At 72.9% G+C, this 26853-nt stretch carries 21 protein-coding genes, 1 tRNA gene and 3 pseudogenes; 10 read left to right on the top strand and 15 right to left on the bottom strand.

Annotated features, from left to right (window positions below; genetic code table 11):
- Positions 1–50: 50 nt before the first annotated feature.
- Positions 51–356, bottom strand: coding sequence for a DUF5808 domain-containing protein (locus QUE47_RS11835; RefSeq protein ID WP_286217450.1), 306 nt, complete (start codon positions 354–356; stop codon positions 51–53).
- Between the two features lie 166 nt (positions 357–522).
- On the opposite strand from QUE47_RS11835, the gene QUE47_RS11830 reads away from it, so the two are divergent.
- From QUE47_RS11830 to QUE47_RS11820, 3 genes and pseudogenes are all read left to right on the top strand, one after another.
- Positions 523–1032 (top strand): nitroreductase/quinone reductase family protein, encoded by a 510-nt coding sequence (locus QUE47_RS11830; protein ID WP_286217449.1) that lies wholly within the window; start codon positions 523–525, stop codon positions 1030–1032.
- Positions 1029–1610: an MOSC domain-containing protein gene (locus QUE47_RS11825; protein WP_286217447.1), complete on the top strand. Its 582-nt coding sequence runs from the start codon at positions 1029–1031 to the stop codon at positions 1608–1610. The genes QUE47_RS11830 and QUE47_RS11825 overlap by 4 nt, the downstream gene beginning before the upstream one ends.
- A gap of 34 nt (positions 1611–1644) precedes the next feature.
- Positions 1645–2226 (top strand): annotated as a pseudogene (locus QUE47_RS11820) (YdeI/OmpD-associated family protein); the annotation flags it as partial.
- A gap of 61 nt (positions 2227–2287) precedes the next feature.
- Here QUE47_RS11820 and QUE47_RS11815 read toward each other — a convergent pair.
- The 14 genes and pseudogenes from QUE47_RS11815 to QUE47_RS11750 form a co-directional block, all read right to left on the bottom strand.
- Entirely contained in the window at positions 2288–2926 is a 639-nt protein-coding gene (locus tag QUE47_RS11815) for a GyrI-like domain-containing protein (RefSeq protein ID WP_286217446.1), read from the bottom strand.
- A 209-nt stretch (positions 2927–3135) separates the two neighbouring features.
- Positions 3136–3208: transfer RNA gene (locus QUE47_RS11810), tRNA-Ala, on the bottom strand.
- A 72-nt stretch (positions 3209–3280) separates the two neighbouring features.
- Positions 3281–3973, bottom strand: coding sequence for a histidine phosphatase family protein (locus tag QUE47_RS11805; RefSeq protein ID WP_286217445.1), 693 nt, complete (start codon positions 3971–3973; stop codon positions 3281–3283).
- The gene (gene rsfS, locus QUE47_RS11800; RefSeq protein ID WP_286217444.1) at positions 3970–4422 is read right to left on the bottom strand and encodes a ribosome silencing factor; all 453 of its coding nucleotides are present in this window, start codon (positions 4420–4422) and stop codon (positions 3970–3972) included. The genes QUE47_RS11805 and rsfS overlap by 4 nt, the downstream gene beginning before the upstream one ends.
- 1364 nt (positions 4423–5786) lie before the next feature.
- Complete coding sequence (nadD, locus tag QUE47_RS11795; RefSeq protein ID WP_286217443.1) at positions 5787–6362, bottom strand: nicotinate-nucleotide adenylyltransferase; 576 nt, start codon at positions 6360–6362, stop codon at positions 5787–5789.
- Between the two features lie 82 nt (positions 6363–6444).
- Positions 6445–6600 (bottom strand): hypothetical protein, encoded by a 156-nt coding sequence (locus tag QUE47_RS11790; RefSeq protein WP_286217442.1) that lies wholly within the window; start codon positions 6598–6600, stop codon positions 6445–6447.
- Positions 6601–6709: 109 nt separating this feature from the next.
- Positions 6710–8095, bottom strand: a complete 1386-nt coding sequence (locus tag QUE47_RS11785; protein WP_286217441.1) for a glutamate-5-semialdehyde dehydrogenase — start codon at positions 8093–8095, stop codon at positions 6710–6712.
- 69 nt (positions 8096–8164) lie between these two features.
- Positions 8165–9621 (bottom strand): annotated as a pseudogene (locus tag QUE47_RS11780) (succinic semialdehyde dehydrogenase).
- Positions 9622–9837: 216 nt separating this feature from the next.
- Complete coding sequence (gene proB / locus QUE47_RS11775; RefSeq protein ID WP_286217440.1) at positions 9838–10947, bottom strand: glutamate 5-kinase; 1110 nt, start codon at positions 10945–10947, stop codon at positions 9838–9840.
- 243 nt (positions 10948–11190) lie between these two features.
- The gene (gene obgE, locus QUE47_RS11770) at positions 11191–12237 is read right to left on the bottom strand and encodes a GTPase ObgE (protein ID WP_286219491.1); all 1047 of its coding nucleotides are present in this window, start codon (positions 12235–12237) and stop codon (positions 11191–11193) included.
- 92 nt (positions 12238–12329) lie between these two features.
- A pseudogene (gene obgE, locus QUE47_RS11765) lies at positions 12330–12709 on the bottom strand (GTPase ObgE); the annotation flags it as partial.
- 123 nt (positions 12710–12832) lie between these two features.
- Positions 12833–13090, bottom strand: a complete 258-nt coding sequence (gene rpmA / locus QUE47_RS11760; protein WP_286217439.1) for a 50S ribosomal protein L27 — start codon at positions 13088–13090, stop codon at positions 12833–12835.
- A gap of 66 nt (positions 13091–13156) precedes the next feature.
- Complete coding sequence (gene rplU, locus QUE47_RS11755) at positions 13157–13477, bottom strand: 50S ribosomal protein L21 (protein WP_286217438.1); 321 nt, start codon at positions 13475–13477, stop codon at positions 13157–13159.
- Between the two features lie 260 nt (positions 13478–13737).
- Complete coding sequence (locus QUE47_RS11750; RefSeq protein ID WP_286217437.1) at positions 13738–17610, bottom strand: Rne/Rng family ribonuclease; 3873 nt, start codon at positions 17608–17610, stop codon at positions 13738–13740.
- Here QUE47_RS11750 and QUE47_RS11745 point away from each other — a divergent pair.
- From QUE47_RS11745 to QUE47_RS11715, 7 genes are all read left to right on the top strand, one after another.
- Entirely contained in the window at positions 17597–17818 is a 222-nt protein-coding gene (locus tag QUE47_RS11745; protein WP_286217436.1) for a hypothetical protein, read from the top strand. The genes QUE47_RS11750 and QUE47_RS11745 overlap by 14 nt on opposite strands.
- Before the next feature lie 564 nt (positions 17819–18382).
- Positions 18383–19879, top strand: coding sequence for a cytochrome ubiquinol oxidase subunit I (locus QUE47_RS11740; RefSeq protein ID WP_286217435.1), 1497 nt, complete (start codon positions 18383–18385; stop codon positions 19877–19879).
- A 21-nt stretch (positions 19880–19900) separates the two neighbouring features.
- The gene (gene cydB, locus QUE47_RS11735) at positions 19901–21109 is read left to right on the top strand and encodes a cytochrome d ubiquinol oxidase subunit II (RefSeq protein ID WP_350227551.1); all 1209 of its coding nucleotides are present in this window, start codon (positions 19901–19903) and stop codon (positions 21107–21109) included.
- The gene (cydD, locus tag QUE47_RS11730; protein WP_286217434.1) at positions 21106–22917 is read left to right on the top strand and encodes a thiol reductant ABC exporter subunit CydD; all 1812 of its coding nucleotides are present in this window, start codon (positions 21106–21108) and stop codon (positions 22915–22917) included. The genes cydB and cydD overlap by 4 nt, the downstream gene beginning before the upstream one ends.
- A complete protein-coding gene (gene cydC, locus QUE47_RS11725; protein WP_286217433.1) occupies positions 22914–24734 on the top strand; it encodes a thiol reductant ABC exporter subunit CydC in 1821 nt (606 codons plus the stop codon). The genes cydD and cydC overlap by 4 nt, the downstream gene beginning before the upstream one ends.
- A gap of 9 nt (positions 24735–24743) precedes the next feature.
- Complete coding sequence (locus QUE47_RS11720; RefSeq protein ID WP_286217432.1) at positions 24744–25700, top strand: NAD(P)-dependent oxidoreductase; 957 nt, start codon at positions 24744–24746, stop codon at positions 25698–25700.
- A 205-nt stretch (positions 25701–25905) separates the two neighbouring features.
- On the top strand, positions 25906–26841 hold the full coding sequence (locus QUE47_RS11715; protein WP_286217431.1) for an Abi family protein: 936 nt from the start codon (positions 25906–25908) through the stop codon (positions 26839–26841).
- The last annotated feature ends 12 nt before the right edge of the window (positions 26842–26853 follow it).

The raw sequence follows: 26853 nt of genomic DNA, 5'->3' as shown, positions 1-26853 counted from the left end.
CTGCCTCGTGGTGCTGAGGCTCGTCGACCGCCGCCCGGGGACGGCGGCGCTCAGACGTCCGCGACCGCCTGATACCCGTCCTTGGCGAGGGCCACGACGCGTCCGACGTTCAGCGTCCACCCGACGCCGAAGACGTGCGGGCTCACGATGTGCTCGCCCTCGGGGTCCCAGACGCGCTCCTTGAAGCGCTCGACCGTCGGGAACCGGAAGTCGTAGGGCACGAACCCGGCGACCGTGCCGTTCCAGGTGCGCTCGCTCTCGGGCTTCTTGATCTCCTTCACCACGGCGGCGACCGTGAGGCCGATCACCACCAGGCGCAGCACGCTCGGCCCGCCGTGCTTGTTCTCACGTGCCATCTGTCGTTCCTCCGTCGTCTCGAGTGGATCCGGCCGCACGACCGCTCACCAGCCCATCGAACACCTTCCGGCGTGTCCGTGACGAACGCAGGGCCGCCCGATCGGTGCGGACGACCGGGACACGTGATGATAGAAGGATCCGAGTCGATCGACCGAGGAGAACCCCATGAGCTTCAGCGACGAGCACGGGACCCGTGGCGCCCGCCAGCCTGGCGGTGTCGTCATGAAGTGGTTCAACGCCTCGGTGGTCCGGCGGGTGCGGCGCGCCGGCGCCAAGGCCACCGGTTCGGCGACCGACCACCCGGCGAAGAAGGTCATGGGCATGAACGTGCTCGTCCTGACGACGGTCGGACGACGTAGCGGCCAGGAGCGGGCCACTCCCGTCGGGTGGTTCGACGGCGGGGACGGGTCCTGGATCATCGTCGCCTCGGCCGCGGGGGCAGCGGCCAATCCTGCCTGGTACCACAACCTGGCGGCGCACCCGGACCGGTTGACGATCGAGACCGGCGCGGAGACCGTCCGAGTCACCGCGCGAGAGCTCCACGGCGACGAGCGCCGCGACGCGTGGGCCACGGTCGTCGCCGAGTCGCCGCGCTTCGCGGAGTACGAGACACGGACGGACCGCACGATCCCCGTCATCCGCCTCACCCGGCGGTCCGACGACGAGACCGCGTGACGAGAGAACGCCTCTCGCCCCCGTACACGTACGACGTCGAGGTGCTGCATCTGCTGGTCTCCCCCGAGCACGCCTACTTCGGCCGTCCGCGGGACGGCGCCGCCGACGTACTCACCACCGACGCCGCCGAGGTCACCGTCCACGCCGGGCGTGGGGTCGTCGGGGACCGCTTCTACGGCAAGGCCGCCCACATGGACGCTGCCGTCACCGTGTTCGCCGTCGAGTCGCTCGAGGCGATCGCGCACGAGCTGGCGGCCGGGGCGCTCGACCCGTTGCTGACTCGTCGCAACGTGATCCTGCGCGGGGCCGAGCTCATGCCGCTGCTCGGCGGCGAGTTCGTGATCGGCGACGGTCGGGACGCCGTGCGTCTGAGGGCCGGCCGGCACGCTGCTCCGTGCGCGTGGATGGACCGTGTGCTGGCACCCGGCGCCCACCACGCGATGCGGGGACGCGGCGGGATCCGCTGCATGCCGGTCAGCGACGGTGTGCTCCGGCGTGGCTCGGCGGTGCTGACCAGCCCCGTCGCCCTGGACCCGTCCCGCGCAGGCCTGGCCGTGCGGCGGCCACCCCTCCCGTAGCAGGGGTGTCAGCGGCTCCCCTAGAGTCGGCGGCATGGCCCCCGCGCAGAGACCCGAGCAAGAGCTTCTCGTCGTCCCCGACGTCGCGGCGTGGCGCGCCTGGCTCGACGCGAACGAGGAGACGTCCGACGGCGTCTGGCTCGTCCTCGCGAAGAAGGGGACCGTCGACCCGACCTCGCTGCGGTACGCGGAGGCGCTCGACGAGGCGCTGTGCAGCGGCTGGATCGACGGGCAGACGAAGTCCATCGACGCCGCGACGTACCGCCAGCGGTTCACCCCGCGACGGCGTCGATCGATCTGGTCGAAGCGCAACGTCGGGTACGTCGCCCGGCTCGAGCAGGAGGGCCGCATGCGCGCCCGCGGTCGTGCCGAGGTGGCTGCCGCCCAGGCGGACGGGCGCTGGGACCGCGCCTACGCCGGTCCCGCGACGATCGAGGTGCCGACCGACCTGGCGGCCGCGCTGGCCGCGTCTCCGGCCGCGGCCCAGACCTTCGGAGCGCTCAAGAGCCAAGGTCGCTACGCCGTCCTGCACCCGATCGTCACCGCACCCACGCCCGCGACGCGCGAACGCCGGCTGGCGAAGCTGATCGGGGTGCTGGAGCGCGGCGAGACCCCTGAGCGGTCGACAGCACAACCGCTCCGCCCCGGTCGCGGCGGTTACCAGCGTCCGGTGCCGGCTACACCGCGTCGCCCGGATCACCGGCCGGCCGGACCGGCTGGCGCAGGATCGTCCGGAGCCGCTCGGGCGCCGTCCGACGCGGGTCGCTCAGATAGATCTCGTGGTGGGTGCCCGTCATCCGCAGACCGTTCGCCGGGACGAACTCGTGGTGCAACCGCGCCAGCACCTCGGCCTCGCCGTCGAACGAGCCCACGTGCAGGGTCTGCACACAGCGACCCTCGCGCAACGACTCGAGGCGGACCTCGTCGAGGCGCGCAGGCCCGGACTTGGCGCGGACCGCCTCGGTGGCGGCTGCGAACGCCCCGCGGTCGAGCCAGTCCGGCGCCATGATCATCAACGTCCAGTCCCACCGGGACTTGTCGCGCGCGCTGGTGAACGCGTCCATGTCCTGCGCCCACCACAGGCCCTCCATGGGCGGGACGACGTAGTCGCGACCCAGGTCCCGTCGGCTCGCGAACTTCAGCGTGTACGCGACGGGGTAGAGCGCACCGACCGCGGCGGCGAAGTCCGGCGACGTGTTCGGGTCCCCGTGGCCGTCGACCATCAGGTACTGCGCCTCGGGGACGTCCACGACGTCGAACCGACCCCGCGTCGCACGGAAGGCGGGGAGCTCCTTCTTGAGGTCGATCTTGTCCATCCACCGAGTGTGCCGCCTGAGTGGACCGGCGGCCGACCGGCGGCCGACCAGGGCTCAGACATACCGTGGCCGGCGCGCACCGCGGGGACACGCACGGACGCACTCCGGCTCGCGGGGACTCGTACGGACCCACAACGGCCCGCGGTGGCTCGCACCGGGAACGACAGAGGCGCGAGACACCTGATCGGTGTCCCGCGCCTCGTGTTCGGTGGAGCTGAGGGGACTCGAACCCCTGACCCCCTGCATGCCATGCAGGTGCGCTACCAGCTGCGCCACAGCCCCGAGAACCCGCCACGATACAGCGGATCCGCGACTCCCGCGAAGGCCTGGACCCTCGTGCGGAGCGTCGCTAGTCTACGCAGACTCCCCGCTGGGCTCCAAATTCCAGTCGGGTCCAGCGTTCCACTCGTCCAGCGGGAACCCGGCCCCGAGGTTGTGCGCCACGAGGCGCCATGCCGGCGTCGCCCCCGGACGTGAGCGGTGCAGGTGGGACCAGTGCACGTTGTGCATCCCGCTCAGCCCGCGCCACACCGACGTGTCCAGCCCCAGCAGGCCGGTCACCGCGAGCGTGATCGCGGCGCCGTGGGACACGACCACGAGCGTCTCGTCCTCCCCCATCGGTTCGGCGTGCTCCGTGATCGCCCCGACCATGCGCGCCGCGACGTCGACCTTGAGCTCGGCACCGGTGGACGTCGGCTCCGCGCCCCGCTTCCACGCCGCGTGCTCCTGCGGCCAGCCCGCGGCCATCGCGGCGTCGTCGAGGCCCTCCCACTCGCCGAACGAGCGCTCCCGCAGCCGCGGGTCGGGGACGACCTCGTGGTCGCCCTCGAGCGCCGCCGCGTATGCGAGCGCCGTGTCGTACGCCCGGGTGAGGTCGGACGAGACGATCTTCGCGGCGCGGTGCGCGGTCGCCAGCGCCCGGCCGCCCTGCTCCGCCTGCCACTGACCGATCTCGTCGAGGGGGATGTCGATCTGCCCCTGGAGTCGCATCGCTGCGTTGTAGGCCGTGCGGCCGTGACGCAGCAGGACGATGGTGCCGGCGGTCACGCGTCAGGGTCCTGCGAGAGGTATACCTGGCCGTCCGAGCCGTCCGGGGCGGACCACTCGGCGGACGGCGTGACGCCCTCGCCGCCACGCGCGTCCTCGGGCAGCTCCACGCTGGGGCAGTCCTTCCAGAGGCGCTCGAGCGCGTAGTAGGTCCGGTCCTCGGCGTGCTGCACGTGGACGACGATGTCACCGAAGTCGATGAGCACCCACCGCGCCTCGCTCTTGCCCTCCCGGCGCAGAGGCTTGACGCCCTCCTTGTGCAGCGCCTCCTCGACCGCGTCGACGATCGCCGAGACCTGGCGCTCGTTCGAGCCGGAGGCGATCAGGAACACGTCGGTGAGGACGAGCTGCTCGCTGACGTCGAGCGCGATGATCTCGGCGGCCTTGAGGCCGGAGGCGGCACGGGCAGCGATGACGGCGAGCTCGGTGGCACGCTCGGTGGCAGTCACGAAGGAAGTCCTGTCTGTGGTTCGGGGTCTAGAGGAGACCGGGCGAGGAGCCCGTCGGGGAGAAGGTCGGGAGCATCGCCGCGGCCGCCGAGGGGTCGTCCCCTTGAGGACGAGCTCCCAGATCAGGAGCCCTAGGACGAACGCGACGGCGACGAGGATGATGAAGTGGAGCCAGGTGTACGAGTGGCGCTTCTCCGGCGCGTCGGCCGCGTCGTCGGCCGTCGCACGCGCCCCAGCCCGTGCGCCCGCCCGCGAACCCGCCTGCGGCACCGGGCCACTCTCCAGGTGGGCTTCGAGCCCGAACGGCCCTTCGTCCGACCCGGCCGTCCGTCGCGCGAAGGGAGAGCCGGAAGCGTTGTTCGCCCCTTCGGCGGGTGCGCTCGGGCTCGCCCAGGGCAGCCGGGCTGACTGCGCCGACGACGCGGCCGGGGACGCAGGAGGGGACTCGGGCGAGCCGGCGCTCGACGCCACTGGCCCGGTGGAGCGTGCGGACGGCGCCGCCTCCCAGGGAAGGGTCGGCCCGGGCGCACCTGCCGAGCTCTTCGCACCTGTCGATGCTGCGCCAGTGGTTGCGCCGGCGGACGCAGCCCCGGCGGCCGTGGCCGCTGCCGTGCCCCCGCCGCGCCCCGCGCGCCGGAGCCCGTCTGGCCGGGGCCCGACCGCTCGGCGGGTGCCGCAGCCTGTCCCCGGTCCCGGATCGAACGCCGCGCGGGCGCGACCGCAGGCGCCACGGGCCGGTCGGCGCCGAGCGCTGCTGCGCCCGTCGCCGACTGGGACTCCGAGGGGTGCGGGGTCGCGGGACCGCTCGTCGCGCGCGAAGCCGGTGCGGCCTGCGAAACCGGCGCAGCCTTGGAGGTCGGCGCGGCCTGCGAGGCCGGTGCGGACTGCGGAGTCGTCGCCGCTCGATACATGGGGCTCGACGCCCGGTCGGACGTATCGCCGCTCCTCGGTGCAGGAGGGCCGCTCGTCGCCGCCGAGGGACGGTCGCTCTGCGGTCGCGACGACCTGGAGCCGCCCCACGTGGTCACGGGCGGGGTGCTGGGCGCGGTCCTGGTCGACCCGGGGTGCGCCACGCTGCGGGACGACCCGCCGAACGTGCCGCTATCCTCGACCGGCGCGAGCCTGCCCGTCTGGTCGAGACGCCGAACGCCCGTGCTGGCCGCGGGGGCCGCACGGCGCGCTGCCGCGTGGATTCTGTCGTCGACGGCTCGCGCATCGACCGGCGGGACACCGGCGGCGGGGGCGGGCTCGCCTGGGGCGCGCTCGCGCGGGACGCGGCCGCAGCCTCCTGGGCCGCGGCGGCTGCCTGCTCACGCTCGCGCAGCTCGCGCCGGGTCAGTGGCCGGACCGGCTCACCCGTGGACTCACTCATTCGTTGCACCTCGATACAGTCTGTGCTTCTCGATGTACTGCACCACACCGTCGGGGACGAGGTACCAGACGGGCTGACCCTTGCGGGCCCGCTCCCGGCAGTCCGTCGACGAGATCGACAGGGCCGGCACCTCGAGCTTCGTGACGACCTCCGGCGGCAGGTGGCCCAGATCGAGCTCGTGGTCCGGACGCGTCACCGCGACGAAGTGCGCCATGTCCCACAGGTCCCCCGCGTCCTTCCAGCGGAGGATCTGCTCGATGGCGTCGGCACCCGTGATGAAGTACAGATCGGCGTCGGGCCGCTGCTCCGCGAGGTCGCGCAGCGTGTCGACCGTGTAGGTGAGGCCCGCGCGGTCGATGTCCACGCGGCTCACGTTGAACCGCGGGTTCGACGCGGTGGCGATCACCGTCATCAGATATCGGTGCTCGCCGTCGGTGACCTGCTGACCCTGCTTGAAGGTCGGCTGACCCGTCGGGACGAACAGCACCTCGTCGAGACCGAGCAGCGCCGCGGCCTCGGACGCGGCCACCAGGTGGCCGTGGTGGATCGGGTCGAACGTCCCACCCATCACCCCGACACGGGGTCTCGGTGCTCCGTTCGCCGTCACGGTGCTCTCTCGGTCGTTGGCAGGTCGCCGGCGCGCGGACGCGTCAGTGACGGGTGCCGACGCTCCGGAACGCGTAGGTGACGCCCAGGAGCGCGACCAGCCCGACGAACGCGAGGACACCGAGCAGGACCGGGGAGATTCCACCCTCGCTCGCGACCTCGGCAGCCTCCTCGGCGGCGATCAGTGCAGCAGAAACCACGGTGCCCTCCATACCCAGTGTGTCGGTCGTATCGATGCTCTTCGCGCTTCGCGACGGTCGCCGCGCAGCGTTTCATTCTTGCACGATCCGCGGGCCGCGCCCGCGTCCGTCAGGGGCGGACGTGCCCGTCCCCGTGCACGATCCACTTGGTCGTCGTGAGCTCGCCCAGCCCCATCGGCCCGCGGGCGTGGAGCTTCTGCGTGGAGATACCGATCTCGGCCCCGAGACCGAACTGCTGGCCGTCGGTGAACCGTGTGCTCGCGTTCACGATGATCGCGGCCGCATCGAGCTCGGCGACGAACCGCTCGCTGCTCGCGAGGTCACGCGTCACGATCGCCTCGGTGTGCCCGGAGCTCCAGGTGCGGATGTGCTCGAGGGCAGCGTCCAGGTCGTCGACGACGCGCACGGCGATCTCGGGTGCCAGATACTCCCGGCCCCAGTCCTCGTCGGTCGCCGGGATGACGTCGACCTTGCGCGGTGCGGCCTTCGCCGTCGCTGCGTCGCCGTGCAGGACGACGCCGGCCGCGTCGAGCGCGTCCAGGATCGCGGGCAGCAGGTCGGGGACCGCGTCGGCGTGGACGAGCAGCGTCTCGGCCGCGTTGCAGACCCCCACCCGGTGGGTCTTGGAGTTCAGGACGATCTCGAGCGCCGTCATCGGGTCCGCGGACGCGTCCACGTACACGTGGCAGTTGCCGACGCCGGTCTCGATGACCGGGACGGTCGACTCGCGCACGACGGTCTGGATCAGGTCGGCGCCACCGCGCGGCACCAGCACGTCGACGAGGCCGCGCGCGTGCATCAGCGCGACGCCGCCGGGACGCCCGTGGGCGTCGATGGACTGGACGAGGTCGCCCGGCAGGCCTTGGGCCTCGAGGGCCTCGGCGAGGACGGAGACGATCACCTCGTTGGAGCTGGCGGCCGCGGAGCCTCCGCGCAGGATCACGGCGTTGCCCGACTTCAGGGCCAGGCCGGCGGCGTCGACGGTCACGTTGGGGCGAGCCTCGTAGATCATCCCGACGACGCCCATCGGCACGCGCACCTGACGCAGGCGGAGGCCGTTGGGGAGCGTCGAGCCGCGCACGACCTCACCGACAGGGTCGGGCAGCGACGCGAGCTCGCGCAGCGCGTCCGCGATCGCCCCGATGCGCTCCGGCGTGAGCGCGAGCCGGTCGAGCAGCCCCTCGCTCATGTCCTTCGCTCGGCCGCGCGCCAGGTCCTCCGCGTTCGCGGCGACGATCTGGTCGGCGTGAGCCACCAGCGCGTCGGCGAGCGCGACGAGTGCCGCGTCCTTGCTCGCCCGGGTCGCGGTGGCGAGGCTGCGGGAGGCGACCTTCGCCCGACGGGCGATGTCCAGCACCGCGGTACGGACGTCGTCCGGCACCGGGCTCCCTGCCTGAGGGCCGGCAGGAGGGGCGTCGTTCACGGTCGAGGGCGTCGAGCTCGTCGAGCTCGCCGGGGGCACTGTCGAGGGCGGGGTGGTCGTTTCGGCAGTCATGGCGACGACACTACGGCGGCGGGCGGTGGACTGTCACACCCGTAGACCGCCGCCGACCGGACCACCGGGCTACCGCGCACCGATCCGGCGCAGGCCCTTGAGCATCGTGGTGAGGCGGCGCGCGTACCGGTCGAACGGGACGCCGTCCGGCACGCCGAGGGTGACGCCCCGCTGCACGGCGACCGTCTGCGACTCCGTGTACTTCAGCAGCCCGACCGCGCCGTGGCGGCGCCCGAGGCCGGACGCTCCCATGCCGCCCATCGGCGCGTCCACGGAGCCCCAGGCCGCGGCGAACGCCTCGTTGACGTTGACGGTCCCCGCCCGCACGCCGGCCGCGACGGCCGCCCCGCGCCGAGCGTCGGACGTCCAGACGCTGGCGTTCAGTCCGTACCGCGAGTCGTTGGCGCGCCGGACCGCCTCGTCCTCGTCGGCCACGCGGTAGACCGAGACCACGGGCCCGAACGTCTCCTCGGCGAACAGGTCCATCGACTCGTCGACCCCGGCCAGGACGGTCGGGGCGTAGTAGAGCGGCCCGGCCTCCGGCAGGGTCGTCCCGCCGGTGAGGACCGTCGCCCCCTTCGCGACCGCGTCGTCCACGTGGGCCCTGATCCTGTCGAGCCCGGCCGCGGACGTGATCGACCCCATCTGCGCCTCGGCGCCGTATCCGGGCGCGACGACCATCGACCCGACCGCCGTCACGAACGCGGGCACGAACGCGTCGTAGATCGCGTCCGCGACGTACATGCGCTCGACCGACAGGCACAGCTGGCCCGAGGACGAGAAGCAGGCGCGCACCGCTCCCTCGACGGCCGCGGCGACGTCGGCGTCGTCGAGCACCAGCAGCGGGTTCTTGCCCCCGAGCTCGAGCGAGCAGCCGGTGAGCTGCTCCCCGCCTGGCGGGCTATGCGCCGCCCCGCCGCGGTCGAGCCGGTGAACATGACGAAGTCGGAGCCGCCGACGAGCGCGTCCCCGAGGTCCGAGGGCTCGCCGACGACGAGCTGCCAGAGGTCCGCGGGGAGCCCCGCCTCGTCCATGAGCTCCGCGGACCACAGCGCGGTGAGCGCGGTCTGGGTGTCGACCTTCTGCACGACGGCGTTCCCCGCGACCAGCGCTGGCAGCGTGTCGCCGACCGCGAGACTCAGCGGGTAGTTCCACGGTGAGATCACGCCGACGACGCCGACGGGCCGGTGGAGCTCGACGACCTTCGTCAGCACCGGGTAGACCCCGCGACGCGACGACGGCGCCAGTAGTCCCGGCGCACGGCGGGCGTAGTAGCGGGCGGTGTTCGCGACGTCGAGGACCTCGAGGTGGGCGTCCCGGCGCACCTTGCCGTTCTCCCACTGGATCAGGTCGAGCGCCTCGTCCTGCCGCTCCAGCACCAGATCGTGGAACCGCAGCAGGACCTGGGCTCGCCGGCGGACCGGCACGCCCGCCCAGATCGCCTGCGCCTCGCGGGCTCGTCGCTGCGCCGCAACGACGTCGCCCGCCGTCGCGAGCGGCAGCTCGGCCACCGGATCGCCCGTCATCGGGGCGACCGTGGTCACGGTCCGCCGGCAGGTCCCGTCACCCGCGCTGCTCTCGCTACCGGTGTCGGACGACGCGGCGAGCCTCCGCAGGAGCCGCGCCACCGAGGCGTCGGTCACCGAGGAGGGACGCCCCGCGGTCGAGGAGGGACGCCCAGGCGTCACGCGGACGGAGGATGCGGTCATCGCCCCAGGATGCCAGCCGGCGGGCCGCCAGGATCAGCGGCGGCGCACCCGGACGAGCACGAGGTCGTCGCGGTGGACGACCTCGCGGTCGTAGCCCTCGCCGAGCTCGTCCCGCAGGTCGTGCGTCGAGCGACCGAGCAGCCCCGGGATCTCGGACGAGTCGAAGGCCACCAGCCCGCGCGCGACCACGACGCCGTGCGCGTCGACCAGGTCGACGGGGTCCCCGGCGTCGAAGTCGCCCGTCACGTCGGTCACCCCGGCGGGCAGGAGCGAGGCCCGCCCTCCGCGCACGGCCGCGACCGCGCCGTCGTCCAGCACGAGCGACCCGCGGGTGCGCGCCGCGTGCGCGAGCCAGAGCCGCCGCCGCGACGTGCGCTTGCCGGTCGCGGCGAACCAGGTGCCGACCTCCTCGCCCGCGAGCGCCACCGTGACGTTCTGCGCCTTCGTGAGCACCACGGGGATGCCGGAGGTCGTCGCGATCGACGCCGCCTCGAGCTTCGTCGTCATGCCGCCGGTCCCCACGGCGCTGCCGCGACCGGTGACCTCGATGCCCTCGAGGTCCGCGGGCGAGCGGATCTCGGAGATGCGGGTCGAGCCGGGCTTGTCGGGCGGGCCCGTGTAGAGGCCGTCGACGTCGGTGAGCAGCACCATGGCGTCGGCGCGGACGAGGTGGCTGACGAGGGCCGCGAGTCGGTCGTTGTCGCCGAACCGGATCTCGTTGGTCGCGACGGCGTCGTTCTCGTTGACGATGGGGACGACGCCGAGCTCGAGCAGGCGCTCGAGCGCGCGCTGGGCGTTGCGGTAGTGGCCGCGGCGCACGGTGTCCTCGGCGGTGAGCAGGACCTGCCCGACCTGGAGGCCGTGCGCGGCGAAGGCCGCGGTGTAGCGGGCGATCAGCATGCCCTGCCCGACGGACGCGGTCGCCTGCGCGGTCGCGAGGTCCCGCGGGCGGGTCGCCAGCCCCAGCGGGTCGATCCCGGCGGCGACCGATCCGGACGTCACGAGGACGACCTGCTGGCCTGCCGCGTGGCGTCCTGCGATCACGTCGGCGAGCGTGCGGATCGCTCCTGGCGCGAGCCGACCGTCGTCCCCGGTGAGGGACGACGAGCCGATCTTCACGACGACACGGTGGGCGTCGGACATCTGGGCTCGAGAAGTAAGAGTCACGCGGCCATCATCGCGGGAACCGGTGCGGGCGGGAAGGGGCCGTAGCACACCGGCGAATCAGGTGAGGTCACTCACAGTGTCGTCGACCACGTCCGGCCCGATCGCGTGACGGTGACGCCGGTGCTGTCACCTCCCGGCGCCCCATCACCCGCCCGCCAGCGTGGCCGACTGGGCCGACCGGGCCGAGCCCGGCCCGGCCCGGCCCGGCACGCCGGCGCGTCAGTCCTTCTCGGGGTCCGTCCAGTGCCCGCCCTCGCGCTCGGTCCACAGCTCCGCGCGGGCCTCGGCCTTGGCGTCCATGCGCTCGGTGTACTCGCGGCGCTTGTCCTTGCGGGTGGGCCGCTCGCTCTCCTCGAGGCGCAGGTCCGTGCCGCGAGGACCGGTGAGCAGCTCGGCGCCGCTGTGCAGCGTGGGCTCCCAGTCGAAGACGACCTGGCTCTTCTCGGGACCGATCCGCACCTCGTCGCCCGAGACGGCGCCGGACTTGAAGAGCTTGTCCTCGACGCCCGCGCGCGCGAGCCGGTCGGCCAGGTAGCCGACGGCCTCGTCGTTCGAGAAGTCGGTCTGCCGCACCCAGCGCTCGACGCGCGTCCCGCGCACCCAGAAGTAGACCTCGCCGTTCTGCTCCATGCGCTTGACCGTGAAGCCCGCGTCGTCGACCGCCTTGGGGCGCAGGACGACGCGGGTCGTCTCGGGCGCAGGGGCGGCGGCACGCGAGCGCTCGACGATCTCCGCGAGGGCGAACGACAGCTGGCGCAGCCCCTCGTGGCTGACCGCCGAGATCTCGAAGACCCGCAGCCCGCGGGCCTCGAGCTCGGGGCGCACCAGGTCGGCGAGCTCGCGCGCCTCGGGCACGTCGATCTTGTTGAGGACGACGACGCGGGGGCGCTCCATGAGCGGGACGCGCCCGCCCTCGATCGCGAGGTCGCCGGCGTAGGTCGCGAGCTCGGCCTCGAGGACGTCGAGGTCGGTGAGCGGGTCGCGGCCGGGCTCGAGCGTCGCGCAGTCGAGGACGTGGACGATCACGGCGGTGCGCTCGATGTGGCGCAGGAACTCGAGGCCGAGGCCCTTGCCCTCGCTGGCGCCGGGGATCAGGCCGGGGACGTCCGCGACGGTGAACCGCGTGTCACCACCCTGGACGACGCCCAGGTTCGGGACCAGCGTGGTGAACGGGTAGTCGGCGATCTTCGGGCGAGCCGCGCTGATCGCCGCGACGAGCGACGACTTGCCCGCGCTCGGGAAGCCGACGAGGGCGACGTCCGCGATCGACTTGAGCTCGAGGACGACCTCGGCCTCGTCACCGGGCTCCCCAGCAGGGCGAAGCCGGGCGCCTTGCGCTTCTGCGACGAGAGCGCGGCGTTGCCGAGGCCACCGCGGCCGCCGGCGGCGATCACGTACTCCGCACCATTGCCCACGAGGTCGCAGAGCACCGTGCCGTCGGGGTCCTTCACGACGGTGCCGTCGGGGACGTCGAGCACGAGGTCTCCCCGTTGGCGCCGTGCCGGTTGTCGCCCATGCCCTGGGTGCCGGACGTCGCGCGACGGTGCGGGGAGTGGTGGTAGGCGAGCAGCGTCGTCGTACCCGGGGCCACGCGCAGCAGGACGGTGCCGCCGTTGCCGCCGTTGCCGCCGTCGGGCCCGGCGAGGGGCTTGAACTTCTCGCGGCGGATCGAGGCGCACCCGTTGCCGCCGTCACCCCCGGCGACGTGCAGGACGACGCGATCGACGAACGTGGCCATGAGGTGATCCTTTCAGGTACAGACGACGGGAGGGGCGCACCGACGTCGGTGCGCCCCTCCCGGGTGCCGGCCAGCGTCCCGGGAACGGTCCCGGTCGCTGGTCGGGTGAAGCTCAGCTGGTGCTCAGGCCTCGACGGTGACGATGTCGATGACCTTGCGGCCACGACGCGTGCCGAAGAGCACGGAGCCCGGAGCGAGGGCGAACAGCGTGTCGTCCTTGCCGCGGCCGACGTTGTTGCCGGGGTGGAAGTGGGTGCCGCGCTGGCGGACGATGATCTCGCCCGCACCGACGACCTGACCGCCGAAGCGCTTGACGCCGAGGTACTGCGCGTTCGAGTCGCGACCGTTGCGCGAGGAGCTCGCGCCCTTCTTGTGTGCCATGTCAGTCCTGCTTTCGTACGAAGAGTTTCGAGGGAGTCCCGGGCCGGCGAGGGGCCGGCGGGAGGATCACTTGATGCCGGTGACCTTCAGGCGCGTCAGCTGCTGACGGTGGCCCTGGCGGCGGCGGTAGCCGGTCTTGTTCTTGTACCGGAGGATCGTGATCTTCGGGCCCTTCTCGTCCCGGACGACCTCGGCGGTGACCTTGACCTTCGCGAGCTTCTCGGCGTCGGTGGTCACCTTCTCCCCGTCGACGAGGAGGAGAGCAGGAAGCTCGACGGACGCACCCTCGGTCGCCTTCAGACGGTCGACGACGACGATATCGCCGACGGACACCTTCTCCTGGCGGCCTCCGGCCTTCACCACTGCGTACACCACGTTGCTGCTCATCTCTCTCGCCATGTCGTGTGCTCAGCCCGCCCGACCGTCTTGGTGACTCGGTACACCGCGGTGCAGGAGTGCGATCTGGTCCGGGGGCACACCGGAAAGGCGCGCGTGAAGCGCACCGACGTCCAAGATTACGGAATCGGACGCTGCAGGTCAAACCTCAGGGGTGTGACCTGCAGCGTCGGTTGCGGGTCGGGTGCGGGTCGGCCAGGGCCGGCCTGCGCCGGTGCCCTTCCCGCGCTCCCGCGTCTAGGACTGGTCGTTCACCTCGGACGACGTCCCAGCAGCCGGTCCATCAGCGTCCGGGGCTTCGTCGGTCGGGTCGGAGCCGGGCTCGGTTCCGCTGGGCTCGGAGCCGCCGGTCTCGGTTCCGTCGGGTTCGGTGCCGCCGGTCTCGGTTCCGCTGGGCTCGGCGCCGTCGGCGCCGGCTCCTTTGGCCGGATCGTCCGGCTCGGCGTCGGACGTGGCCGAACCCTTCGCCGGCTGCCCGTCGCGCGGACGCTCCGGCAGGACGATGCCCAGGTCGCCGACGGCACCCTTGACGACCTCGTCGACCGCGGCAGCAGCGGCCGCCGCAGCCCCGTCACCCGTGCCGCTCGCGGCGGAGTCGGACGAGCCGCCCGCAGCCCCGGACGGGTCTGCGGCGCCGGCGCCCTCGGGGTGCTCCGCGTCGTGCTCGTGCGCGTGCGCCGCCGCGGCAGCGATGGTCGCCAGCGTGGCCTTGACCGCCGCCCGGGCCTCGGAGGTCGGCTCCGGGAGGACCGGCACGGCCTGGTGCTCGCCGTGGTTCTCGTCCTTCGCTCCCCCGCGCCCGCCGCGTCCACCGCGACCACCACGCGAGCGCGACGAGCGCCCGGACTCGCCGTCGTCCGACTGCTCCCCCGACTGGGGCGAGCGACCGGACCGGCTGTCGCGGCCGACGTCCGACCCCCGGACTGACGACCGGACTGACCGCCGTTCGAGCCCTTCTCGATGGGGTCGGTGTGGACGATGAAGCCGCGTCCGTTGCAGTGGTCGCAGGTCTCGCTGAACGCCTCGACCAGGCCCTGGCCGACGCGCTTGCGGGTCATCTGGATCAGGCCGAGCGAGGTGACCTCGGCGACCTGGTGCTTGGTGCGGTCGCGCCCGAGGCACTCGACGAGGCGGCGCAGCACGAGGTCGCGGTTCGACTCGAGCACCATGTCGATGAAGTCGACGACGATGATCCCGCCGATGTCGCGCAGGCGGAGCTGTCGGACGATCTCCTCGGCGGCCTCGAGGTTGTTCTTCGTGACCGTCTCCTCGAGCGTCCCGCCCGACCCCGTGAACTTCCCGGTGTTGACGTCGACGACCGTCATGGCCTCGGTGCGGTCGATGACGAGCGATCCGCCCGACGGGAGCCAGACCTTGCGGTCGAGCCCCTTCGAGAGCTGCTCGTCGACGCGGTGCACCGTGAACACGTCCTGCTCGGAGGTCCAGCGCTGCACGCGGTCCGCGAGATCGGGGGCGAGGTCGCCCACGTACCCGGAGATCTCGCTCCACGCCGACTCGCCCGAGACGACGAGCGAGGTGAAGTCGTCGTTGAAGATGTCGCGCACGACACGGATCGCCATGTCGGGCTCGCCCTGGAGCAGCGACGGCGCGGACGCGCTCTTCGACTTCTTCTCGATGGCCTCCCACTGCTTCTGCAGGCGCTCGACGTCGGCCCGCAGGTCGGTCTCGCTCGCCCCCTCGGCCGCGGTGCGCACGATCACGCCCGAGCCCTCGGGCACGACCTCCTTGAGGATCTTCTTGAGCCGGTTCCGCTCGGTGTCGGGGAGCTTGCGGGAGATGCCCGTCATGCCGCCACCCGGCACGTAGACCAGGAAGCGCCCGGCGAGGGTGACCTGCGACGTCAGCCGCGCACCCTTGTGGCCGATCGGGTCCTTCGTGACCTGCACGAGCACGCTGTCGCCCGACTTGAGCGCCGACTCGATGCGGCGCGGCTTGCCGTCGAGGCCCGCCGCGTTCCAGTTGACCTCGCCCGCGTACAGGACGGCGTTGCGCCCCTTGCCGACGTCGACGAAGGCAGCCTCCATGCTCGGCAGCACGTTCTGGACGCGGCCGAGGTAGACGTTGCCCACCATCGACGCGGCCGACTGCTGGGAGACGTAGTGCTCGACGAGGATCCCGTCCTCGAGCACCGCGATCTGGGTGCGGCCGTCCTTCTCGCGCACGACCATCGACCGCTCGACCGACTCGCGGCGCGCCAGGAACTCGGCCTCCGTGATGATCTGACGGCGACGCCCCGCGTCACGTCCGTCGCGGCGGCGCTGACGCTTGGCCTCGAGGCGCGTCGAGCCCTTGAGCGCGGTCACCTCGTCGTTGATGTTGCGGGTGCGCGCGCTGCGGTCGCTCGAGGCGCGGTCGCCGGAGCGGCCACCGTCGCCCGACTCGCCGCGCCCGCCGCGGCGGCGCCGACGCCGACGACGGCTGGAGCTGCTGCCGCCCTCGTCGGACGAGTCCTCGGAGTCGCCCTGCGCGGAGCCGTCGCCCGACTCGGCATCGGACGCGTCGTCCTGGGCAGGCTTCGTGTCGGAGCCCGAACGGTCGCCGCCCTGGGCGTCACGGCCCTCGTCGCCGTCCTGGCCGTCGCTCGCGGCGTCGTCGGACGACGTCCCCCGGCCTGCGGAGGAGCCGTCGCCGTTCTCGGCGTCGGAGCCCCCGTCACGGTTGTCGCCGCTGCGACGACGACCACGGCCACCGCGGCGGCGACGACGGCGCGGGGCGCCGGACCTGTCGCCGGCCTCGCCGGAACCGTCCGAGCTCTCGGAGTCGTCGTCCTCGCTGCTGTCGGCCTCGGAGTCGTCGACCTCGTCCTCGAACGGGTCGGTCGGGACCTCGACGCCCTCGGCGACGAGCTCGGACTCGATGAGGCCGACCTCCTCGACCGCGGCGGCCTCGTCGTCGCTCAGCTCCGGCGCGGAGGCTTCGGCGTCGGGCTGTGCCGCACCTGCCCGGTCGGGCGACCCGGCGGGTCGCGACGCGGCCTTGCGGCGTCCGCCGCGCGAACGTCCGGCGGGGCGCTCGGCCTGTGCGTCGTCGGCGGGCGTGGCGTCGGACGGCGTCGCGTCGGCTGACGACCGGCGTCCGGCATCGTCGGACGCGGTGTCGTTCGCAGTGTCGGTCGCAGTGTCGGTCGCAGCCTCGGTCGCGATGTCGTCGGCCGCGGCGCGACCCTTCGAGCGAGACTTGGACGCCCCGGACCTCGAGGAGGTCGTCTTCTCGTTCGCTGCGTCCTCGACGGGCGCCGCTGCGGCAGCCGCGCCGAACGACGCCGACGCGAACATGGGCTGGGCGGGCGCCGACGGCGGCCCGGCGGGAGCCTGGACGCGCCGCGAACGACGGGTCGGCTCCGGAGCCTGGAACAGGAGCGCCGTCGTCGCGAGCTTCGCGCCGGCGACCGGAGTGCCCCCGGTCGACTCGTTCGCCTCGTCAGACCCCGTGGATGCGGCGGAGCTCTCCGTCGACCGCGAGGAGACCTTCGCCCGCGTGCCGCCGGCGGCCTTGGCCGGCTTGCGGCCGCCGGACTTCTTCGCGGTCCCCGACGTCTCGGTGACCTCGGCCTCGCCCGCCGTCGCGGCGCCCTCGGACTGCGCCGAAGCCTTCTCCGAGCGGTCCCCCGAGGTGCCCTGCGCGCCCGCGTCCTTGGCGTCCTTCGTGTCGCTGCCTGACGTCGCGGCCTTGCGGGACTTCGCGCTGCCGGACCTGCCGGACTTCACCGCGCTGTCAGACTTCGCCGTGCTGTCGGACTGAGTGCTGCTGTCGGACTTCGCGGAGGTGCCGGCCTTGGTGGCCTTGCCGGACTTGCTCGTCCTGCTGGCCTTGCCGGACTTCGCGGGCGGCTCGGTCGCGTCGGCCGAAGCCTCGGGCTCGCCGGCCTTCGCCGTCTGCCCGTCCGTCGATCCTGCCGACGAACCGGTCGCACGGGAGGCCCGGCGCCGCTTCGGTGCTGCCGCCTGCTCGACGGGCGCATCAGCCTGCGCGGCGGGCGCCGACGCGGCGTCCGCCTGGGCGTCCGCCGACGCGCTCCGGGTCGCGGAGCCCGGCGTCTTCTCGTCCTGGGTCTTCGCGTCCTGGACGGCGTCCTGACCCGCCTGCCCCGTGGACCGGACCACGCGGCGCGAGCGCTTCGCGGGGGCTGCCGTGCTCGAACCGCCGGCCGAGGACGCGGATCGGGCACCGGCGGCCGGGGAACCATCGGTCGAGGCCGCCGTCGAGGCAGACCCCGACGTGGTCGTGGGGGCGGGCTCGGCGGGGGCGCTCGGCACGGAGGTCGCAGAGGCCGGGGAAGACGCCGTGGGCTCGACGGCGGACGAGGGCTGAGCGGCCTTCATCGCGGCGGTGTCACGCGTGACGCGACGACGCTTCCTCGGTGCCTGCGTAGCCTCTTCGCCTGCTGCTGATGCGTTCTCGGAACTCACGCGGGTACTCCTGTCACCCCGCGAACCACCCCCACACCTGGCGGCCCCTGGGGCGGTCGGTCGTCGCTCGGGCCGGTGCGTGCACCTCACCCGGCGACGGAAGTCGTCGTGGACGGTCACCTCCGCACGGCGCGCGGCGGGGGCGGCACGCTCGTCGTGCGGTTCGCACGTCTCGAGCGGCGCTCCCTCTGCTGCGGGCACAGGCGGGGCGAACACGTTCTGCCGAGGGCGATGTGGGAGCCCCCGGTAGCTGCCAGTATCGCACAGCGGCCGCGACGGGCCTGGGGGCGCACGCATCGTGGATAAATACGCTCAGGTCGAATTCGTCAGCAAACGCGCCGCGACTCATGTGAAGATGTTCACAATTGCGTCACAGAACGGCCGCGGACCCCTCTCCAGCCCGTGCGCATGGGGCACAGTGGCCGTAGTTTCAACTCACAGTCCCGCCCTAGCTGGGAGCGCTCCCGTGGAAGCCCTAGATCTCGCCCGCTGGCAGTTCGGCATCGTCACCGTCTATCACTTCATCTTCGTGCCCCTCACGATCGGCCTCGCGCCGCTCGTCGCGATCATGCAGACCGCCTGGTACCGCACGGGCAACGAGCGGTGGCTGCGACTGACCAAGTTCTTCGGCAAGCTCCTGCTGATCAACTTCGCGATCGGCGTCGCCACGGGGATCGTCCAGGAGTTCCAGTTCGGCATGAACTGGTCCGAGTACTCCCGCTTCGTCGGCGACGTGTTCGGCGCGCCGCTCGCGATGGAGGCGCTCGCCGCGTTCTTCATCGAGTCGACGTTCCTCGGGCTCTGGATCTTCGGGTGGGACCGACTGAGCAAGAAGATCCATCTCGCGTGCATCTGGGCGGTGGCGATCTCCGTCAACCTGTCCGCCTACTTCATCCTGGCCGCGAACTCGTGGATGCAGCACCCGGTCGGTACCGAGTACAACCCTGAGACCGGCCGCGCCGAGCTCGTCGACATCTGGGCGGTGCTCAGCAACAACACGCTGCTCGCCGCGTTCCCCCACACCGTCACCGCCGCGTTCCTCACGGCCGGCGGGTTCGTCACCGCGATCTGCGCCTGGTGGATGGTCCGTCTCGTGCGGACCCGCCGCCCCGAGAACGTGGCGCTGGCCCGGGACGTCTACCGGCCCGGACTCGTGCTCGGGGCCATCGCGATGCTCGTCGCCGGGATCGGCGTCGGCGTCTCCGGGGACATCCAGGGCAAGATCATGTATGAGCAGCAGCCCGGCAAGATGTCGTCCGCCGAGGCGCTCTGCGACGGCCAGGAGAGCGCCGCGTTCTCGCTCCTGACGATCGGCGACCTCAGCAACTCGTGCGAGGGCGTCAGCCACGTGCTCGAGATCCCCGGGCTCGCCAGCTATCTCGGCACCGGCAGCTTCTCCGGCGAGGACTCCTACCTCCCCGGCGTCACGGACGTCCAGGAGGAGTACACCGAGCGCTACGGCGACGTCGACCAGGCCGGCAACCCGGTCACCTACACGCCGAACCTCTTCGTCAGCTACTGGAGCTTCCGCTTCATGATCGGCCTCGCCGCCTTCTCTGCCGCGCTCGCCGTGTCCGCGCTCTGGCTCACCCGCAAGGGTCGGGTCACCGACAAGCAGTGGTTCTCCAACCTCGCGCTCGTCGCGCTGCCCATGCCGTTCCTCGCCGCGTCCTTCGGCTGGATCTTCACGGAGATGGGACGTCAACCCTGGGTCGTCGCCCCGAACCCGACGGGGATCGACGCCGTCCGGCTCCTCACCGAGCGCGGGGTGTCGACGGTCGTCAGCCCGGGCATGGTCCTGACGTCGATGATCGCGTTCACCCTGCTCTACGCCGTCCTCGCCGTCGTCTGGTTCCGCCTCATGCGCCGCTACGCGATGGAGGGCGTGCCCGACACGGTGCGCGACGAGTCGCCCGAGGCGCAGGACGACGACGCCGACCGCCCCCTGTCCTTCGCGTACTGAGAGCCTCGAGGAGAAGTCATCATGGATCTCGCGATCCTCTGGTTCGTGCTCATCGCCGTCCTGTGGACGGGCTACCTCGTGCTCGAGGGGTTCGACTTCGGTGTCGGCATGCTGCTCCCGGTCCTGGGCAAGAAGGACAAGGACCGCCGGGTCATGATCAACACGATCGGGCCGGTCTGGGACGGCAACGAGGTCTGGCTCCTCACCGCGGGCGGCGCGACGTTCGCCGCGTTCCCCGAGTGGTACGCCACCCTGTTCTCCGGCTTCTACCTGCCGCTGCTGATCATCCTGCTGGCGCTCATCGTGCGCGTGATCGCGTTCGAGTACCGCGGCAAGATCGCCGACCCGGTCTGGATCAGACGCTGCGACCAGGCGCTGATCGTGGGCTCGTGGATCCCGGCGCTCCTGTGGGGCGTGGCGTTCGCCAACCTCGTGCGCGGGGTCGAGCTCGACGCCGATCACCAGTTCACGGGCGGGTTCTTCTCGCTGCTGAGCCCGTTCGCCCTGCTCGGCGGGCTCGTCACGGTGAGCCTCTTCCTCATGCACGGCTCCGTCTACCTGGCGCTGAAGACCGACGGTGAGATCCGCGAGCGCTCCCGCCGCCTCGCGGGGGTCTTCTCCCTCGCCGCGACCGTGATCACCGCCGGTTGGGCCCTGTGGGCGCAGATCGCCTACTCGGTGACCTGGACGTGGGCGGTCGTGGCCGTCGCCGCCGTCTGCCTCATCTCCGTGGTCCTGATGAACGCGCGCGGACGCGAGGGCTGGGCCTTCATCTTCTCCGCGGGCGCGATCGTGTCGGCCGTCGTCCTGATCTTCGGTTCGATGTACCCCGACGTGATGCCCGCGGTCGACCCGGCGAACTCGCTGACGGTCGACAACGCCTCGTCGAGCGACTACACGCTCACCGTCATGACGTGGGTCGCCGTGGTGCTCGTGCCGGTCGTGCTCCTCTACCAGTCGTGGACGTACTGGGTGTTCCGCCGCAGGCTGTCGACCGAGGACATCCCCGAACCGATCGGCCTGTCCTGGGAGAAGATCAAGGGCGCCGCGTTCGTCGGCTCCGGTGACGGCGAGCAGGGTGCGCCGCGGTCCGGGGGTCACGGCGGGCTCGACCTGACGGTCGACGAGGACGCTCCGCCGCCGGACCTGACCGGGACCGGCGCCACGACGGCTCGACCGGGGCGCACCGCCGACGGCGTCGGCTCGGGCGACGTCTCCGGCCGCGGGTGAGACCGCTCGATCCACGGCTGCTGCGGTACGCCAGGTCCGCCCGGGCGTACGTCATCCTCACGACGGTCCTCGGACTCGTCGTCGCCGTGCTCGTCGTCGCCCAGGCGCTGCTGATCGCGCGGATCCTCGCGCCCGCGGTCTCCGGCACGCTGGGCCCGTCCCCGCTGGTCGCCGTCGCCGGCCTGGTGGGGCTGCTCGCGGCCGTCGTCGCCGCGCGAGCCCTCGCGACCTGGACCCAGGAGCGCTTCGCCCTGCGCGCCGCGGCACGCACGATCGCGGAGCTGCGCGAGTCGGTGGTCCAGCACGCCGCGCGCCTCGGGCCCCGCTGGATCGCCTCCGGGCGTGGCCCGGAGGTCGCGACGCTGGCGACCCGAGGTCTCGACGACCTCGAGCCGTACCTGGTGCGCTACCTGCCCCAGCTCCTGCTCGCGGCCACCGTCACGCCGCTGGGCATCCTGGTGGTGTTCGGGCTGGACTGGGTGTCGGCCGTCATCATCGTCGTGACGATCCCGCTCGTGCCGATCTTCATGATCCTCGTCGGCCACCTCACGGCGGGTGCGGCCGCGCGCCGGCTGGCCGTCGTCCAGCGGCTGGGCTCGCAGGTGCTCGACCTCCTGACCGGGCTACCCACGCTCCGTGCCTTCGGCCGGGAGATCGGCCCGCAGGCCCGGGTCCGCGCGCTCGGCGAGGCGAACCGCCGCGCGACCATGGGCACGCTGCGCATCGCGTTCCTGTCGGGGATGGTCCTGGAGCTGCTCACGACGCTCTCGGTCGCGGTCGTCGCGGTGGGCATCGGGCTGCGGCTCCTGCGCGGCGAGGGCATCGACCTCGAGGCGGGGCTCGCCGTCCTGATCCTCGCGCCCGAGGTGTACCTGCCGCTGCGCCAGGTCGGCGCCCAGTTCCACGCGTCGACGGACGGCCTCGCGGCGGCGGAGCAGGCGTTCGAGGTGCTGGAGACCCCCGCGCGTCCGCGTGGCACCGCGCCGTGCCCGCCGCTGCGAGGCTCGACGGTCGCCGTCGAGGGAGTCTCCGTCCGCGCCGGTGACCGCGCCGCCACCGCGCCCGCGGACCTGTCCTTCTCGTTCACGGTGCCCGACGACGGCTCCCGCGGCCGGGTGGTCGCGCTCACCGGCCCGAGCGGGTCCGGCAAGTCGACGGCCGCGCTGGTTCTGCTGGCCCTCCACGACCCCGACGAGGGACGCGTCTCGGTGCGGGCGGCGGACGGGTCGGTGGTCGACCTCCGCGACCTGGACCCGCGGACATGGTGGTCGCAGATCACCTGGGTGCCGCAGCGCCCCGCCCTGGCTCCGGGCCGGCTGCGCGACGTGGTCCGGGACGAGCGGGAGGCTCGGGACGAGGACGTCGAGCGTGCCGCACGGCTGAGCGGCCTCGATGCCGTCGTGGCCTCGCTCCCCGACGGCTGGGACACGGTCGTCGGGCGTGGTGGCAGCGGCCTGAGCGTCGGCCAGCGGCAACGGGTCGCGCTCGCGCAGGCACTGCTCGACGACCCGGCGCGGTCCCCCGTCGTCGTCCTCGACGAGCCGACCGCGCACCTCGACGCGCGCGGCGAGCAGGCGGTGCTCGAGAGCGTCCGCGCCTGGCGCGACGCGGGGCGCACCGTGCTCGTCGTCGCCCACCGGGCGTCCTTGGTCGCGCTCGCCGACGACGTCGTGAGCGTTTGGTCGCAGGTCACCGAGCCTGCCGGTCGCACCGCGGGCCCCGCCTCGCGGAACGCGCCCACCGGCGCCACCGAGCCGTCAGGTCCTGCCGGCAGCGGCCCGGTCCCGGCGAACGGCACGAGCGCATGAGCGCCGTCGGCACCAGAGTCCGTGACCGGCTCGCTGCGGACCCGCTGTGGCGGGCGACCCGGCTGCTGGAGATCCCGCGCGGCCGGGCCGTCGTCTCGGTGCTGTGGGGTGCGCTCTCCCTCGGCAGCTCCGTCGGCCTCGCGGCGGTCGCAGCATGGCTCATCGCCCGCGCCTCGCAGATGCCGGACGTCGGGGCCGTGTCCATCGCGGTCGTCGCGGTGCGCGCCTTCGGGATCGGGCGCGGCGTCGCCCGATACCTGGAGCGCCTCGCGTCCCACGACCTCGCCCTGCGCGGCATGACCGCGCTGCGGACCAACCTGTACGAGCTGCTGGCGCGCGGCCGGGGCGAGGCCCTCGCCCGGGTGCGGCGCGGCGACCTCCTCGCCCGGGTCGGTGCCGACGTCGACGCCGTGGGCGACGTCGTCGTCCGGGCGTTCATCCCGTCGGGCGTCGCCGTCGTCGTCTCGCTGCTCTCGGTCGGGATCGTCGGCGTCTTCCTGCCCGCCGCGGGGCTCGTGCTCGCCGCGTGCCTCGTGCTCGCGGGCGTCGTCTCGCCGTGGCTCGCCTCGCGGGCCTCGCGGGCGACCGAGGCGCGGTCGGCGCAGGTGCGCGCCGAGATGTCGGCCCGCACGCTCGAGGTCCTGGAGCACGCCGGTCCGCTCCAGGTGGCCGGCGCGCTCGACGGCCGCACCGCGGCCCTGCGCAGCACGGACCGCGACCTCGCAGCCGCGACGGACGCCGGGGCCCGGGTCTCGGCGACCGCCGCCGCACTCCAGTCGCTCGCGATCGGCCTCGCCGTGCTCGGTTCGCTGCTGCTCGGCATCCCGGCCGTGGCGGCGGGCACGCTCGCCCCGGTCGAGCTGTCCGTCATCGTCCTCGTCCCGCTCGCCGCCTTCGAGGGCGCCTCGGCGCTGCCCGCAGCCGCGATCCAGGTCCGCCGGTCACGGGAGTCGGCGCGACGGATCATGGAGATCCTGGACGAGGCCGGCGCACCCGACCGCGCCGCTCCCGGCCCCGGCCCCGGCGAGCCCGCGGACGACCGGATGACCGCGACGGGCCTGGCCGCCGGGTGGGGCGAGCGACCGTGCGTCGTCGGCGTGGACCTGGCGGTCCCCCGCGGCGGCACGGTGGCGGTCCTCGGCCCGTCGGGCGTCGGGAAGACGACGCTGCTCGCCACGCTCGCCGGGCTCCTGCCCGCCCTCGGCGGCCGATGCTCGCACCCCGGCGACGCGGCGCTCGTCGCGGAGGACGGGCACGTCTTCGAGACGTCCGTGCTCGAGAACCTGCGCGTCGCCCGGGGCGACCTGACCGAGGCCGAGGCGATGGTGGCCCTGGAGCGCGTCGGGCTCGCCCCGTGGGTCGACGGGCTGCCGGACGGCGTCGCGACGCCCCTCGGCCCCGACGGCGCCACGGTCTCGGGCGGGGAACGTCGACGGCTGCTCGTCGCCCGCGCGCTCGTGTCGTCCGCCCCCTGGCTCCTCGTCGACGAGCCGGCCGAGCACCTGGAAGCCGCAACCGCCGACGAGCTGCTGCAGACCCTGGTGGACGAGGCGCGCGCCTCGCACCGGGGCCTCGTGGTCGCGACCCACCGGCTCTCGGGGCTCGGAGCCCTCGACGAGGTCGTGGTGCTCGGGCAAGACGAGCAGCAGGGCACGACGACCGACGCGGCAGCCGTCCCGCACGGTCCGCGCCCGGCGACCGTCACCGTCCGTGGGACGCACGACGAGCTCCTGCGCACCGACCCCGACCACGCCTGGGCGCTCGCGCAGGAGACGCTCGGTCCGACGGTGCCGCAGGCAGGGCCGGCGGCACGTTAGGTTCGACGGGTGAAGATCCTCCTCCCCGACTCGCTCGCCCTCGACGCCGACGCGATCCGCGGGGCCGCCGACCACGACGACGCGTTCGTCGTGTACGCGGTGCACGCGCCCGTGCCCGACGAGCACCTCGACGCCGACGTCCTCGTGGTGTGGGCGAACCCTGCCGACCAGCTCGCCGACGCGGCACGGCGCCTCGCCCGCCTGCGGCTGGTCCAGACGCTGGCCGCGGGACCGGACGCCGTGCTCGCCGCGGGATTCGGTGACGACGTGACGATCGCCAACGGGCGCTCGCTGCACGACGGCCCGGTCGCCGAGCACACGCTCGCCCTCGTGCTCGCCGCGGTGCGCCGTCTCGACGTGCTGTCGCACGCGCAGCGCGAGCACCGCTGGGACGCAGAGATCGGGCGCGCGCAGACCGACCCGGCGACCGCGCACCGGTACACGCTCGACGGAGCGCAGGTCACCGTCTGGGGCTTCGGCTCGATCGGCACGGCGCTGGCGCCGCTCCTGTCGCTGCTCGGCGCCACGGTGACCGGGGTCGCTCGCACCGCGGGCGTCCGCGACGGGGTGCGCGTCGTCTCCGAGGACGGGCTCGCAGAGGTGCTCCCGACCACGGACGTCCTGGTCTCGCTGCTGCCGGCGACGCCGTCGACCCGGCACTCGCTCGACGCCTCGGTGCTGGAACGGCTCCCCGACCACGCCGTCGTCGTCAACGCCGGACGCGGCGCCACGCTGGACGAGGCCGCGCTCGTCGAGGCGCTGACCGCCGGGACGATCGGGGCCTCGGCGCTCGACGTCACCGAGACCGAGCCGCTGCCGGCGTCGTCCCCGCTGTGGGACGCTCCGCGCACGATCATCACCCCGCACGTCGCGGGCGGGCGGCCGCAGCGGGCGGCGGCGCTGGTGCGCGACCAGGTCGCGGCGCTGCGGGCAGGCTCGCAGCTGCGCAACGTCGTCGAACGCTGACGCCGGACGATGCCGGCCTGGGAGGTACGAGGGCGGCTCAACCGATCCGTGCTAGCCTCAAACCACTAAATCCCCCACGCCTCTCGACGATGCGCACTTGGGGGATCTTCTTTGCCCAGGTCCGGGAGGGGCGCCGATGCCACACCATCGTCGTGCTCCCCGCCGATCCCGTCCGCGCGGAACGTTGCCCTACGACAAGCCGCCCATGGAGCTGGACGCACTCGTCGACCGTCTCGCCGAGCGCGGACTGGCCATCCCCGACCGGGACCGTGCGCTCCGCTACCTGCGCCACATCGGCTATTTCCGGCTCTCCCCGTACACGATTCCGTTTCAGCAGGGCAGCCCGGACCACATGCTCCGGGATGGCGCATCGTTTGACGACGTCCTCAACCTCTACGTGTTCGACCGTGCGCTGCGGCTGGTCGTCATGGACGCTCTGGAGCGCGTCGAGGTCGCAGTCCGCGCAGCCCTGACCGACCACATGTCCACCGCCCACGACGATCCCCACTGGTACATGGACGCCTCGCACTTCCGCGACCACGGCAAGCATGCGGGACTCCTGAAGATCGTCAAGGGCACCTGCGACGAGAGACTCCGCGGCACCCCTGATGCCGACGTGGACTCCCTTGTCCACCGTTCGGCGCTCGAGCACTACCTCACCACTTACGGCTCGCCCGAGCTGCCGCCGTCGTGGCTGATGGTGGAGACCCTCACCGTCGGCCAACTGACCAGCGCGTACCGCAACCTCGAGCAACGCGCGGACAGGACCGCCATCGCAAGGAGCATCGGTGTGACAGCCCCGGTGCTCGAGTCCTGGATGCAGACCTACGTACGCGTCCGCAACGTCTGCGCACACCACGGCCGCCTCTGGAACGTCGGGCTCGGCGTCTACCCGGCGATCCCGACCTCGCGGACCGTGTCCTGGCTCGAAGGGGATGATGCGATGCCTGAGACGTCGAGAAGACGGCTCTACCCGGTATTGGTGTCGCTGCAGACAGTGCTGGAGACCATCTCCCCGCACAGTGGCTGGGCGCGGCGACTTCAGGCACTCGTCGAATGCCGCCCCACGATGAACCTGCGTGGCATGGGCATCCCCGACGCTTGGGCACATGACCCATTCTGGCGTCGGCACCTCGAATGAATGGCCCGATCG

Source organism: Paraoerskovia sediminicola (genome assembly GCF_030296575.1).
GTDB classification, from domain to species: Bacteria; Actinomycetota; Actinomycetes; order Actinomycetales; family Cellulomonadaceae; genus Paraoerskovia; species Paraoerskovia sediminicola.
Note: the sequence above shows the minus strand (reverse complement) of the source record. Positions and strands in the feature narration are given on the sequence as shown.